This is a genomic window from Pseudomonas sp. KH_050 (assembly GCF_057838875.1).
In genome coordinates, this window is record NZ_CM174478.1 from 2,277,804 (window position 1) to 2,292,081 (window position 14,278).

Below are 14,278 nucleotides of genomic sequence, written 5' to 3' on the forward strand. Positions count from 1 at the left end.
TGAATGGTGATTGGACTCACCAAGGGCTCCGGCGGGTTTAACTCATGAGCATAGGTGATGTGGGGGCGAAAGCAGGCTTCTGGCTGAAGCCGAGCGCAGACGACCGCCTGCAGGCCGTTGCATTTCTTTACCAAATTTCAGGCAAAAAAAAGCCCGCGATGGGGGGGAGCGGGCTTTTTCAGGTCTTGCGAGGAGCAGGACCAACGCTACGCGCCGAAACGTGAAAAAAATGTGAACGCCGGGCTTCGCCTGAAATCAATTAATAGCCGTTAGTCGGTTTAGACACATCCGCCACGGTCGACTTACCGCAATTGATAAACGAAGACGTGTTCAGCCACTGCCGGTCAGGATAATAAGAAAACAGTAGCTGGCCATCTTTCATCGAGTCGATCAGTTTATGGGCAATGGCGGGGCGCACCGCCGGGCAACCCAGACTTCTGCCAATACGGCCGTTTGCCCGTGCCAGGTCGCGACTGACATACGGCGCCCCGTGGATGACGATGGCCCGGTCGAATGCGCGGTCATTGAAGCCAGGCTCCAGCCCTTCCATGCGCAAGGAATAACCGTTTTGACCCTGATAGCTTGAAGCCGTCCTGTACAGGCCAAGGCTGGTGGCGTTGCTTTCGTTCTGGTTGGAAAATTGAACGGCCATGTTTTCGCCGCTGTTTCGACCGTGCGCCACCAGCTCGTGAAAGAGTAATTTGCGGCGTTTCAGGTCGAAAACCCACAGCCGCTGTTCGGTCGAGGGCAGGGAATAGTCAATCACCGCGAGCCTTTGCGCGGGTGCTCCGCCTTGCGCCAGGCTGCACTGAGAGGCACGCACGGCCAGCGCGATAACTTTGGCATTAGCGTCTGGAGCCGCTTTGACCAGCGCGGCTGCAAGCGAATCGGCGTAGGCTGCCTCTACTGAAATGGACAGTAGAAGCAGGGCCGATATTAAAAAGCCAGAGCGGTCTAGCGGCATGTGCTTATCTCATCGCGATGTTTACCAGTCTAGCAGTGTGAAGGATGCTAGCCCTTATGTACGGGAAATTAAGGATTATCCATGCGGCAGCTATCAAATGTATCCAGGTTAAGCCGCGTTTTGGTGATGGGACTTCTGATCTGCAGCTCGGCGACAGCGCACGCTTCGCCGATTGCGCCAACAACGCCATCACCCGCTGTTATCGACGTTGCGCCGAACGACCCGGTGGCTCAGGCGATCCAGGCCCTTCTCGCCCTGGGAGGCTCAACGCCTTCCCCTCTACCAGCCGTCTCGCCGCGCCATCAGCGTGTGGATGTCAGTCGCGCGGTCGTCGATTTTTACGCTCGGCGAGGCTTTCGTGCTGCCTGGACAGACGGTAACGATGTCGCCCAGCTGTTGCAGCGCCTGAACGACACTCAGGCCGACGGTCTGGATCCTGCTGATTTCCGTATTGATGATCTGGCCAAGGCCGGGGCGTCGATGCCCACCGGGCGGCCAACCCCCGCACAACGCGCGACCTTCGATATAGCAGCCACCCAGACTTACATCACGGCGTTGCTGCAGTTGCGGCGCGGCAAAGTCGACCCTTATCGCCTGGAAATACACTGGAACTTCGACCCGGTCGACGTCGATCCTCGTGAAGACGTCAAGGCCTTCTTCGACGCAATCGAAGCCCACCACGTAGCCCGCGCGTTCGATCAAGCGCCGCCACAGGAAGCGCTTTACGCCAGGTTGCGCGAGGGGCTGGCGCAACTGCGCGGGGTTCGAGACATCGGTGGCTGGCCGCAGATTGCTGCAGGGCAGGTTCTCAAGCCAGGAATGCTTGACGCCTCAGTCGCGCAGTTGCGTGCCCGTTTGACGGCGGCTGGTTATCTGAGTGAGCAAATGACCACGCGGATTGACTACGACGCTAGCCTAACGACTGCGGTCAAAAGGTTTCAAGCCGAGCAATACCTTCCGGTGGACGGTGTGGTCGGTGCGGCGACACTTGCTGCGCTGAATGTACCTATCGAGGCACGGATCGACCAGGTCCGGGTCAACATGGAGCGGGCGCGTTGGCTGCTCTACAAGCTTCAGGGAACCTTCGTCATCGTTGACATCGCCGGGTACAAGGTCGCGTTCTATCGCGACGGCAAGGCGATATGGCGTTCGCGTGTACAGGTCGGGAAACCTTTTCGCAGCACCCCGGTGTTTCAATCCGAAATTACTTACATCACCTTCAATCCTACCTGGACAGTGCCTCCGACGATTCTGGTCAAAGACATGCTTCCCAGGATTCAAAAAGACCCGCATTACCTGGACGCCAACCAGATTCGAGCCATCGATAGAAACGGGGCTGTCGTCGATCCGTCGACCATCGACTGGCACAACCCGCGGGGCATCACCCTCCGTCAGGATGCGGGCCCTGACAACTCTCTCGGCCAGGTGGTGATTCGCTTTCCCAATGACTATGCGATTTATCTCCACGACACCCCTCATCGAGAGTTGTTCGCTCAATCACGCCGCGCCACCAGTTCAGGCTGCATCAGGGTCGAAAACCCGCTGCAGTTGGTAGAACTGTTGTTCAACGATCCGGTTCACTGGAACAGCGCGGCGATTCAGGCGCAGCTGGCCAATGGCAAGACAGAAAACATCAGGCTCCCCGTGAAAGTGCCGGTGCTATTGGCTTATTGGACAGTGGATTTGAAAGAGGACGGGCGAGTGGCGTTTAAACCTGATGTATACGGCCACGATTTAGCCGTGTTGCGGGCGTTGAATCTGCCTTCGGAGTTGCCTGTTCTGAATATGCAGCGAGCAGGGCTCCCGGCTGTAGTGGCGACGCAAAACAAGCGATAGGGGAAAAGGGAACGGATTTGTTTTTCCAGCCTCTATAGGGGCGGCGTTGAATAGCAAAAAGATAAAGCTGTCATCTTTTTCCTATATCGGTTTCGGCTGCACTCAGAGTAGCCGGATGGCTGAGGCGTTCGTTCGCAGTCGATTAAGCGGCTTGTGCTCACAGGTTTGATTTCGACAGAAAGCGGTTTCAAAAAAAATGCATGTCGGTGACTATGCGCCGTCTTTTTACTGCAGCACTTTTCAGATAAGCGTGACTGAGTTCACCATGGAGTAATGGTTAATGACCATCAAGATCGAAGGAGTGATTGCCAGTAAAATCGGCTTTGCCTCCCACCAAAATGCTGTGCCAGTGATGCGCGAGCTTGCTGTGCTCAACGATGGTGATACCGATTACAACGATCTTGTTCTTGAACTCGTTGCCGATCCGCCATTTCTGGAAACGCGGACCTGGCGTCTTGACCGTCTGGGCAAAGACTCCAGTCTTCACATTACCGAACGAAACCTGAATCTCAATGCCGGATATTTGGCTGACCTTGCTGAAAGTCTTAACGCGAGTGTCATCCTGCGTCTCAGTTGTAATGACGAAGTGCTGTGTAGCCAATCGTTTCCCGTGGAGCTTCTGGCGAAAAATGAATGGGGAGGGCTCCTTTCCATGCCGGAGCTTTTGCCAGCGTTTGCGATGCCAAATGACCCCGCGGTGGATCGAGTATTGAAGTCTGCTGCTGATGTGCTGCGTCGGGCAGGAAAGAAAGACAGCATTGACGGGTATTCCAGCCAATCGAGAACCAGGGCCTGGGAACTTGCCTCAGCTATATGGTCAGCGGTTTGTGGCCTCAGGCTGAGCTATGCCGTGCCTCCCGCGAGTTTTGAAACTCAAGGACAGAAGGTTCGAACCCCTGGTTTGATTCTGGAAGGTGGCGTGGCGACTTGTCTGGACACCGCATTGCTTTTTGCCGCGGCGCTGGAACAAGCGGGGCTCAATGCTCTATTGATTCTGACCAAGGGACACGCGTTTGTTGGCGTGTGGCTGCAGCCGCAGGAGTTTTCTCAACTCATCACTGATGAAGCTTCGGCGGTACGCAAACGTATCGATCTAAAGGAAGTTCTGGTTTTTGAAACCACGCTGGCAACCCGGCTGCCTGTCCCAAGCTTCAGCCAGGCCGTGTCCAATGCCGAGCGCCAGATCAATGATGATGATTTCATCATGGCGGTTGATATACATCGTGCCCGGATGCAACGCATTCGCCCGCTGGCGATGTCATCAACGTCGCTAAAGGTTGACGACAGTAAAGAGCCGGAGGCATTCGAGGCGTTGGAGGATGCACCCGTCCTTCCAGGCTTTGACGTGGAAATAGCGGCTGAAGCCGATAGTCCCGCGGGAAAGCTCACGCTCTGGCAAAGAAAACTATTGGACCTGACGACGCGTAACCGGCTTTTGCACTTACCCGATAGTGCAAAAGGTGTGCGTCTGGTATGCCCGGATCCTGCTGAACTGGAAGATCAACTGGCCAGTGGCAAGCGCATTCGGATCGTCTCAATCCCTGATCTGGAAGCAGGAGGTAGGGATGCGGCGCTCTACGAACAGCAGAATCGAGAGAATTTACGCGATGAGTATGCGCGTACCGCTTTAACACGCGGCGAGGTACTGGCCACTTTAGAGAAGAGCAAACTCGAAGTCGCCTTGATCGACCTGTATCGCAAGGCTCGTAGCGATCTTGACGAAGGTGGCGCTAACACACTGTTCCTGGCTATCGGGTTTCTGAAGTGGAAAAAATCTGCAGACGACCCCCAAACCTATTCGGCGCCACTGATATTGCTGCCGGTCAAACTTGATCGAAAGAGTGCGTTGTCTGGCGTCACGATGACCCTGCTTGAGGATGAACCGCGCTTCAATTTGACCTTGCTTGAGCTGCTTCGCCACGACTTTGAACTGGTGATTCCAGGATTGGAAGGCGAGCTTCCTACCGATGAGCGCGGCATCGATGTTGTAGGTATCTGGAATACGGTGAGGCGGGCAGTCCGGGATGTTCCTGGGTTTGAGGTGACTACCGAACTGGTCCTGGGGACCTTCTCTTTTGCCAAATATCTGATGTGGCAAGACTTGGCTGCTCGTTCCGAACAGCTTCTGCAAAGCCCCCTGGTCAAACATTTATTGGAGCGCACAGCCGGCGGAGCAGGATTCACTTCGTCAGGCGAGTTTCCACGACCTGATGAACTGGATGCCAAAGTCGATCCGGCCCATTTATTTACGCCATTGCCCGCGGACTCTTCCCAGCTAGCGGCCGTAGTCGCGTCAGCCAGTGGTTGTGACTTTGTACTCGACGGACCACCCGGAACAGGAAAGTCGCAAACCATTGCCAATATGATTGCTCATAACCTCGCCTTGGGGCGCAGGGTGCTGTTTGTCGCCGAGAAAATGGCGGCTCTGGATGTTGTCTATCGTCGGCTGGAAGCACAGGGTTTAGGTGAGTTTTGCCTGGAACTCCACTCGAGCAAGACTTCAAAAGTCGAAGTGCTCAAGCAGTTGGAACGCGCCTGGGACGTGCGTGACACGCTGACGGCTGAGGAGTGGGCTGGAGAAACGGCGAAAATACTCAGGTTACGAAATAAGCTGAACGCGGTCGTTGAGCTGTTACATCGGCGTTGGCCCAATGGCTTATCGGTACATCAGGCGATTGGTCGTGTCATTCGTGACGGAACTTCAGCCACACCACGTTTGGCGTGGCCTGCAGGAACAATGCATGACGCAGTCATGTACGCCCAGTTCAAGGACGTAGCGAGGCGCCTTGATCTTAACCGTCAGGCGGCGCGGGACCTTTCCAGTCACTTCGGGTTGTTGTGTCGAACTGAATGGTCGAACGGTTGGCAAGAGGCGATGGTTGCCACCGCGCGAGCGCTTCTGGTGGCGATCGAGGAATTGAAGGCGGCGAGTTCCAGCCTTCTTCAAGCAACCCGTCTCTCTCTACCGGTCGCACAGAGTGACGAGATTGAGCAGTTGGCCACATTCGTATCACTGCTGATCGACACCAACGGTCTGGATCTGACGTTTGCCTTCACGCTCAATGTGAAGGCGAAAGTCGTTGCGGCGAAGCGAGCAGTTCAGCTTTTAGAAGACTATCGAACCATAGAGCAATCACTGTCTTTGCCGTATGCGCAGGAGGCCTGCCGGGGGCTCAATCTTGAGCAAATAAAGCATGATTGGGATCAAGCGCAGCGCAAATTCTGGATTTTCGCGACGCTGGCAAAAAACAAAGTGACGAAGCATTTGGCTGCCGAAGGCCGTGTGTCCGGACTGCCGGATACCGAGTCTGACCTGCCAAAGCTTTTCAATATGCGTACCTTGCTCATGTCTCTGGATGCTCTATCTGCAGACTTGGTATCCATACCCGGGTGCAATGGCGTATCCAGTGACACGTCGCTCATCACCGCCTCGGTGGAGCTGAGTGAGCGCATCCGCGCAATGATCAGTGTGCTCTCAAGTTCCCCCGAAGATCTGATCACCCTGCGCAGCACCACGGCAAAACTGGTCATTGAGGCCAATGAGTTGCTCGGTGGAGGTGGGTTTATCGACTCGGCTTTGCATCAACTGAAGGAGGCTCTTTCTCGTTTCAATCAGATCGCTGGACGGTTTAACGAGCTTGCGGGCAACTGCGCTGATGCCAGGGTCATGCTCGAGCCACTGCTCAATACGGCCAACGCCATCGTAGAGCAAGAGACGAAGCTCAAGGCATGGTGCGATTGGTCCAGGGTTCGGGAGGAGGCGATAGCGCTCGGTTTGCAACCGCTTACAGATGCGCTGACCCTCAATGCGTTGCCCGAAGGTGGAACCAGCGACGCTTTCGAAACGGCTTACGCCCGATGGTTCGCAACGGTGGTGATTGATTCGCAGCCGCTGCTGCGTAATTTCGTGCCAGCCGAGCATGTCAGTGATATTGAGGCTTTTGGCCGACTGGATGACGAGCTTTCCAAACTGACGGTTCGTTATGTGCGAGCAAAACTGTGCGGTCTGATTCCGTCGAAGAACGACATTGGCAAGCAGGGTGGTTTCGGCATCCTCAAGCATGAACTGCAAAAGTCACGACGTCACAAACCGGTACGCCAGCTGGCAGTGGAAATGGGCGATGCAATGACCAGGCTGGCTCCTTGCATGCTGATGAGCCCGCTGTCCATTGCGCAATATCTACCGCCCGATCTGGCGCTTTTTGATTTGGTCATTTTTGATGAGGCGTCCCAGATTGCCCCATGGGATGCCATTGGCTCCATCGCGAGAGGCAAGCAGGTGGTCATCGCCGGTGACCCTCGACAAATGCCGCCGACCAACTTTTTCAACCGTGCAGGCTCTGCAGCCGAAGATGATGATACGGCAGAGGACATGGAAAGCATCCTGGACGAGTGCCTGGGCGCAGGGATTCCAAGCCACAGTCTCAGTTGGCACTACCGAAGCCGCCATGAGAGTTTGATTGCCTTCTCCAATCATCGTTACTACGACAGTAACCTGATTACCTTCCCTGCCGCGCAAACGCGCGCAAGCGCTGTTGAATGGCGTCGAGTGGAGGGCGTCTACGCGAAAGGTAAAGGTCGGCATAACCAGGCGGAAGCAGAAGCCATCGTAGCTGAGACAGTCAAGCGTTTGACTGATCCCGCTTTTGTAGCGGCCGGGCATTCGATCGGGATCATCACGCTCAATACCGATCAGCAAAGACTGATTACTGATCTCCTGGACAAGGCACGCCAGCAACACCCGCACATTGAAGCGTTCTTTCAGGATGATCTCCCGGAGCCGGTGGTGGTCAAAAATCTTGAAACAGTTCAGGGCGACGAGCGTGACCTGATCATGCTGGGTATTGGTTATGGCCCGACTGAGCCGGGGGCCCAGGTGATGTCGATGAACTTTGGCCCGCTCAACAAGGAAGGTGGATGGCGTCGACTGAACGTCGCCATTACCCGCGCACGGCGCGAGATGCTGGTGTTTTCCTCATTTGACTCGTCGATGATTGACCTGAATCGCACCAACGCTCGAGCGGTGCGTGACTTGAAACATTTTATCGAGTTCGCCCAGCGTGGGCCGCGAGCGTTGGCTGAGGCAGTGCAGGGATCGGTGGGTGGATATGATTCGCCATTCGAAGAGGCCGTTGCTCAAGGCCTCAGGCGCAAGGGCTGGCAAGTAGTGCCACAGATTGGCGTTTCTCGTTTCCGTATTGATCTTGGAATCGTTCATCCAGACAGGCCCGGTGATTATCTGGTCGGTGTTGAGTGTGATGGCGCGACTTATCACAGTGCAGCGACCGCCAGGGATCGAGACAAGGTCCGCAGCGCGATTCTCAAGGGCTTGGGCTGGAACCTTGTGCGGCTCTGGTCGACTGAATGGTGGATTGATAAAGCAGGCGCACTGGATCGTTTGCACGCTGCCCTGGAGGCGTTGCTGGAAATCTCTCGTTCAAGCCTCGCTATCGAAGTGGAACCTGTTGCGCCAGCACCCATCGAGATGGCAGCGGATACTCCGCCAATAGAGCCGGCGACGGTGCCCACACCTGAAGCTGATGCCGTTGTGGCAGAGCTGAACATTGCCGGAGCAGGTGAGATTTCACCGATTTCTGCGATCCGCAGTGAATACCGCGTAACGGATTTCAGCGGTCTGAGTGATCGGATAAAGGCCGAGGATTTCTACTCGCCAGCTTACAACCCGGTCCTTGCCGAGCTGATTGAGCATGTGTTGATTCAAGAGGCTCCGATACTTGATTCATTACTGGTGCAGCGCGTTGCACGGGCCCATGGTTTTCAGCGCTCGGGCCGATTGATTCGTGATCGCGTGCTGGACCTTACCGAACAGAACCATCATCTGAAAAACGATCCCGTCGATGGGCAGTTTGTATGGCGAGCGCAAAGTGATATCGCTGTCTGGAACAGCTATCGCATTCCCGCGACTTTTGATGATGCCAGATCTGTAGAGGAAATCGCCGCGGAAGAACTCCTTATGTTGGCTTCCTTGATTCAGGCTTCTGACCGGCCCCTTGAAATAGCCAGGGTGCTGGGTATCAAACGGCTGACAGGCGCTGCGCGTGAGCGTATCGAGCAAGTCATTAAAGTAACTGCTGGATAGTCTATGGCGAGGGAGCAAGCTCCCCCGCCACAATGGACCGCCTGATTAGAGATTGATGCAAGGATTAACTCATGCTTTTAAGCAAACGCGATCAGGCCCACATCGAGCGTCGTCTGGTGGCTACCCTGACCGAGGCGTGTGAGACGGCCAAGGCGGAAATAGTGGGGTTCTGCTGGCTGACCCACGAGGTGGATTACGGGATGTTCCCTTCCAGCCTGATGGTGGTCTGGATCTTCGATACGCAAGCCCATAAGGACCAGGCCCTGGCCAGTGGGCAGGGTGAACGCATGGTCGAACTGACTGCCGTGGCACTGGGTGAGGCGGATGTTCTCGTCAGCCCGGTATCGGCCCATGTGCATTACGATTCTGAAGAACAATGTCAGCGCGCCAATGCCGGAAACTGGCAGCAACGCTTGGCGCGCAAGCGCTCGACTCGGGGTTGAGACGTGGCCAAGGATATCGAAAACCCTTGTATTGCCGTTTGCCAGTTGAGCGGTGAGCTGTGTGTCAGTTGTGGTCGCACCAAGGACGACATCAGGAAATGGAAGCGCATGAAACGACCCGAAAAGATGGCCGCAGCGCAACGAGCGAGCGTGCGGTTGAAAAAGTCTTCAAAAAAGGAAGGCTGAAGGTTAATGCCAGAAAGTTAAGGGTTTTGAGACGAACATCGCACCTGTGGCGAGGGAGCAAGCTCGCGCTGGGGCGCGTAGCGGCCCTAAAACCTGCGAGCCGGTTCTCCCTGGCACACTGCATGTGCAGGCTTTACGACTGCTGCGCCCGAGCGCGGACCGGCCGGCGGGGGCAAGCCCCCTCGCCACAAATTCCCGCCAGACTAAAGATTTGCATTCACTGATCAGGCTCAGGCTTGAAGGCTCTCTTAAAGTAAACCTGTCGGCCAACGATTCGATTCGTCGTTAAAAAATCCCCGGTCAAAGGGTCCTTATCGAGGTCCGTATCGCGCGTGCGCATTCGATCACTGCCGGCGCCAGCTTGCGCTCGGCTTCCTCCATGGTCCAGCGGCTGGTGGGCACCACCACATGCACTGCGGCGACCGGCAGGCCCTGGCTGCCAATGATCGGTGCGGCAATGGACATGTCGCCAAGAAACATTTCCTCCTTGTTGATGGCATAGCCCTTGCGCCGTGTGGTCTCGATCTGCTCGAGGATGTCGTCTATCGCGGTCAGGGTGTACTGGGTGTGTTGTTTGCGCTCGCTGGCCTGCAGTGCCGCGAGGGGCTGGCTGTCCGGCAGGGCACTGAGATAGGCCCGTCCGGAGCCGGTGCAGTACATCGGAATGCGACTGCCGATGGGCATGTGGATCGGGATGAATTTCGGCGCCACGAAGCGTGCAACGTACACCATGTCCAGCCCGTCGGGTTCGGTAAGGTTGGTGGTTTCCCCGGTAAATTGCGCCAACTCGGCAAGGAACGGGTTGGCCACGTCGACCAGTGTGTCGGCTGCCAGGTAGTTGTAGCCGATTTCCATGACCTTCGGGGTCAGCTGGAAGCGCTTGGTCTGTGGATGTTTGCGCACATAACCGAGCTCCTCCAGGGTATGGATCATGCGTTGCGCGGAACTCTTGTTGATGTCTGCCGCTTGCGCGATATCCGCCAGATTCATGGTGCGCCGGGATGCATTGAAGGCCCGCAGCACCGCCAGACCTTTTTCCAGTGACTGATTGAACAGGGGATGAGTGTTATCGCTCATGACAGATCCTTTTGGTTTTGCTTCTTGCATATCGATATTCGATACTTATAAATCTCTTTACGATTTTTGTAAATTGTTTATAGTCGTTTTGAGCCCCCTGCCAATCAACTGGGGCAATCCATACCGGACTTACTACAAAAAAAGCGTCCAATGGGAGATACGCCATGCTTACTCGCTTTCGTGCACTCGCGTTCGTTTGTGCCCTGACTACCGGCATCGCTACAGCCAATACCGGCGCCGAGCCTGTCTACAAGGTCGGTGCAACCGCAACCGGTATTCCCTTCACCTTTCTCGACGTCAAAAGCCAGAGCATCCAGGGCATGATGGTCGACGCCGCACAGGCGGTGGCCAAGGCCGGTGGATTCGAGGTGGAGATCCAGCAGACCACCTTCGCTTCGCTGATTCCGTCACTGACTTCAAGCAAGATTGACCTGATTTCGGCCGCCATGCTCCGAACGCCGGCGCGGGAGAAGGTGGTGCAGTATTCCGATCCGGTCTTCAGCTATGGCGAGGGTCTGATCGTCAGGGCCGACGATCAGACTTCCTACACCCGGATGGAAGACCTGGCCGGCGAGGTGGTAGGCGCCCAGGTCGGCACCGTGTTCATCGATGAGCTGAACAAGCGTGGCGTCTTCAAGGAAGTCCGCGGCTATGACTCGATCCCCGATCTGATGCGCGACCTGGCGCTTGGACGTATCAAGGCAGGTTTCGCCGATCGCCCGATCGTCGCCTACCAACTGGCTCAGGGCACTCAGAACAAGGTGCATCTGGTACAGAGCTATCAGCCGGTGGTGATGGGTGACGTTTGCCTGATCGTGCGCAAGGGTGACAGCGCAACACTGGCGCAGGTCAACAAAGGCATCGCGGCGATCAAGGCCGATGGTTCGCTCGAGCACATCATCGAGAAGTGGAAACTCAACTGATGGTTTCCTCGCCCGCCCGCGGCGGCGGGCGGATCCACTCCTGGTTTCGTGGGTAGCCTTATGATTCTTCAGAACGCTTTGGACTTCCTCCCTATTCTGCTCAAGGGGGCGGTGGTCACGCTTCAAGTCACGGCCGGGTCGTTCGTGCTCAGCTCGCTGATCGGGCTGCTCTTCGCCCTGATGATGGTCTCGAAAATACGCGCGATCGCCTTGTTCGCCATTAGCGTGGTGAACATCATTCGCGGTCTGCCGATCATTGTGCAGCTGTTCTATATCTATTTCGTCCTGCCGGAATTCGGCATCCAGCTGAGCGCGATGCAGGCCGGTGTCATCGGCTTGGGCATCGCCTATTCGGCGTACCAGGCAGAGAACTTTCGTGCCGGTATCCAGGCCATTCAGCAAGGGCAGATCGAAGCGGCGGAATCCTTGGGTATGCGCGGTGCGATGGTGATGCGGCGGGTGGTATTGCCCCAGGCATTTCGCATTGCCTTGCCGCCTTATGGCAATACGCTGGTGATGATGCTCAAGGACTCGTCGCTGGTATCAACCATCACCGTGGCCGAGATGACTCGCGCGGGGCAGCTGATCGCTTCCTCGACCTTCGAAAACATGACGGTCTACACCCTGGTGGCATTGCTCTACCTTGCGTTGAGCCTGCCACTGTCCTTTGCGCTGCGCCGTCTGGAAGCACGCTTCAGCACCCGGAGAAAGTCATGATCGAGATCAAGGGCATTCACAAGAGTTACGGCAGCGTGGCGGTCCTCGAAGGCATCGACTTGCAGGTGCGAAGCGGTGAAGTGGTCTGCCTGATCGGCCCCTCGGGGTCGGGGAAGTCTACGTTGCTGCGCTGCATCAACGGCCTGGAAAGTTATGGTCAGGGCGACATTCTGGTCAGCGGTGAGCGTGTCGACCGCCACCACAAGAGCATTCACGAGATTCGCAGCCGGGTGGCGATGGTCTTTCAGCGCTTTAATCTTTTTCCCCATCGCACCGCCTTGCAAAACGTCATGGAAGGGCCGATCTACGTGAAGAAGGAAAACCCTCAGACCGCCCGCAAAAACGCTGAGGCACTGATGGAAAAGGTCGGTTTGTCCCATCGAATGAATGCCTACCCGGACGAACTGTCCGGTGGCCAGCAGCAACGCGTGGCCATTGCCAGGGCGTTGGCGATGAACCCCCAGGCGATCCTCTTCGACGAACCGACTTCGGCGCTCGACCCGGAGCTGGTCGGCGAAGTGCTCGCGGTGATGCGCAAGCTCGCCGACGAAGGCATGACGATGATCGTGGTGACGCACGAGATGGCTTTCGCTCGAGACGTCGCGGACAAGGTGTGCTTTCTTCACAGCGGCAAGATCGTCGAGACCGGGCCGGCCGCGGAGGTGCTGAGTGCCCCGGCGCATCCACGCACACAGGACTTTCTTCGCCGACTGCTCAACCACAGCGCGGAGGTGCCGGCATGAATGCACCTTTCGCGCCGCAATTGCCAGCCTCTCTCTGGGCAGCGACGGCAACCCCCGCGGTGGAAACCCCGGCCCTGGCGGAAGACAAACACGTGGACGTCGCCATAGTCGGTGCCGGCTACACCGGTCTGGTGACTGCTTTGCGGTTGGCCGAAGCGGGTGTCAGTGTCTGCGTGCTGGATGCTGGTGAGCCCGGCTGGGGGGCCTCGGGGCGTAACGGCGGACAGGTGATTCCGGGGCTGAAATTCGACCCGGAGCAACTGCACGCCAAGTTCGGCCCGGCCCGCGCCGAAGCCATGATCGGCGCTGCCGGTTCAGCCGCTGATGAAGTGTTTTCGTTGATCAGCCAGTACGGCATCGACTGTGATGCGACGCAACAAGGCTGGATTCAACCGGCCTGTTCCGCAACAGCGATGAAGGCCATTGAGCAACGCGCCGCGCAGTGGCAACGAAGGGGGGTCAAGGCAGAGTTGCTGGACCGGGCAGCAGTCAGTCAGCGCATTGGCACCGAGAACTATCTGGGTGGCTGGGTCGACCCGCGGGCTGGCAGTTTGCATCCATTGAGTTATGCGCGCGGCCTGGCGAAAGCCGCAATGGGGCAGGGCGCGATGATCCACGGTCACAGTCGGGTCACAGGGCTGCAACGGCAGCGATCAGGCTGGCGCTTGTCCACTGCGCAAGGCTTCAACGTCAGCGCGCAGCGAGTATTGCTGGCCACCGATGGCTATACCGATGACCTGTGGCCCGGCTTGCGTCAGACCGTGGTCGCGGCCAATAGCTTCGTCATCGCCACCCGTCCACTCCCGCAGGCGATACGCAAAACCATCCTGCCCGGGGGCGAGGTCTGCTCGGATGCCCGACGCTTGCTGCTGTATTTCAAGCAAGACGCACAGGGCCGTTTGCTGCTGGGAGGGCGCGGTCCATTCTCGGAGCCTTCCCGGCAGAGCGACTGGGGACACCTGGAACGTTCGCTGAGTATGCTGTTTCCGCAGCTGGCGGGTATTGCTGTCGAGTATCGCTGGAGTGGTCGGGTCGCACTGACCCAGAGTTTTTTGCCGCACGTGCATGAACCGGCCCCCGGGTTGTCCGTCTTGCTCGGTTACAACGGGCGCGGTATCGCCCTGTCCACGGCACTGGGCCGACATCTGGCAGCCAGGCTGTCGGGAGCGACCGAGGACTTCCCGTTCCCGGTCACGGCACTGCGCAAAATTCCATTTCACGGCCTGCAGCGTCTCTATCTTGCCGCTGGCATTACCTATTACCGGTTATTGGATGCGTTGTTTTGAAAA

10 protein-coding genes are annotated in these 14,278 nt (G+C 57.0%); 8 read left to right on the forward strand and 2 right to left on the reverse strand.

Going from position 1 to position 14,278, the window contains the following annotated elements; translation table 11 throughout:
* Positions 1 to 259: 259 nt before the first annotated feature.
* Positions 260 to 964, reverse strand: coding sequence for a murein L,D-transpeptidase catalytic domain family protein (locus AC3IUA_RS10405; RefSeq protein ID WP_489360610.1), 705 nt, complete (start codon positions 962 to 964; stop codon positions 260 to 262).
* 81 nt (positions 965 to 1,045) lie between these two features.
* Here AC3IUA_RS10405 and AC3IUA_RS10410 point away from each other — a divergent pair, with 81 nt between their 5' ends.
* The 4 genes from AC3IUA_RS10410 (at position 1,046) to AC3IUA_RS10425 (ending at position 9,529) form a co-directional block, all read left to right on the forward strand.
* Positions 1,046 to 2,800, forward strand: coding sequence for a L,D-transpeptidase family protein (locus AC3IUA_RS10410; protein ID WP_489360612.1), 1,755 nt, complete (start codon positions 1,046 to 1,048; stop codon positions 2,798 to 2,800).
* Positions 2,801 to 3,080: 280 nt separating this feature from the next.
* Positions 3,081 to 8,900, forward strand: coding sequence for an anti-phage protein ProA (gene proA, locus AC3IUA_RS10415; protein WP_489360614.1), 5,820 nt, complete (start codon positions 3,081 to 3,083; stop codon positions 8,898 to 8,900).
* Between the two features lie 71 nt (positions 8,901 to 8,971).
* Complete coding sequence (locus AC3IUA_RS10420; protein WP_489360615.1) at positions 8,972 to 9,343, forward strand: hypothetical protein; 372 nt, start codon at positions 8,972 to 8,974, stop codon at positions 9,341 to 9,343.
* Between the two features lie 3 nt (positions 9,344 to 9,346).
* On the forward strand, positions 9,347 to 9,529 hold the full coding sequence (locus tag AC3IUA_RS10425) for a DUF1289 domain-containing protein (RefSeq protein ID WP_489360617.1): 183 nt from the start codon (positions 9,347 to 9,349) through the stop codon (positions 9,527 to 9,529).
* Positions 9,530 to 9,829: 300 nt separating this feature from the next.
* Here the strand turns inward: AC3IUA_RS10425 and AC3IUA_RS10430 are convergent, their stop codons facing one another.
* Positions 9,830 to 10,606, reverse strand: a complete 777-nt coding sequence (locus AC3IUA_RS10430; RefSeq protein ID WP_489360619.1) for an IclR family transcriptional regulator — start codon at positions 10,604 to 10,606, stop codon at positions 9,830 to 9,832.
* A gap of 164 nt (positions 10,607 to 10,770) precedes the next feature.
* On the opposite strand from AC3IUA_RS10430, the gene AC3IUA_RS10435 reads away from it, so the two are divergent.
* The 4 genes from AC3IUA_RS10435 to AC3IUA_RS10450 are packed head-to-tail and all read left to right on the forward strand — an operon-like array spanning position 10,771 to position 14,275.
* Positions 10,771 to 11,529, forward strand: coding sequence for an ABC transporter substrate-binding protein (locus AC3IUA_RS10435; RefSeq protein WP_489360621.1), 759 nt, complete (start codon positions 10,771 to 10,773; stop codon positions 11,527 to 11,529).
* 60 nt (positions 11,530 to 11,589) lie between these two features.
* Positions 11,590 to 12,246 carry an amino acid ABC transporter permease gene (locus tag AC3IUA_RS10440; protein WP_489360623.1) on the forward strand — a complete coding sequence of 219 codons (657 nt, stop codon included), beginning with the start codon at positions 11,590 to 11,592 and terminating at the stop codon, positions 12,244 to 12,246.
* On the forward strand, positions 12,243 to 12,989 hold the full coding sequence (locus tag AC3IUA_RS10445) for an amino acid ABC transporter ATP-binding protein (protein WP_489360625.1): 747 nt from the start codon (positions 12,243 to 12,245) through the stop codon (positions 12,987 to 12,989). The genes AC3IUA_RS10440 and AC3IUA_RS10445 overlap by 4 nt, the downstream gene beginning before the upstream one ends.
* Positions 12,986 to 14,275, forward strand: coding sequence for an NAD(P)/FAD-dependent oxidoreductase (locus AC3IUA_RS10450; RefSeq protein ID WP_489360627.1), 1,290 nt, complete (start codon positions 12,986 to 12,988; stop codon positions 14,273 to 14,275). Before AC3IUA_RS10445 ends, AC3IUA_RS10450 begins: the two co-directional genes overlap by 4 nt.
* The last annotated feature ends 3 nt before the right edge of the window (positions 14,276 to 14,278 follow it).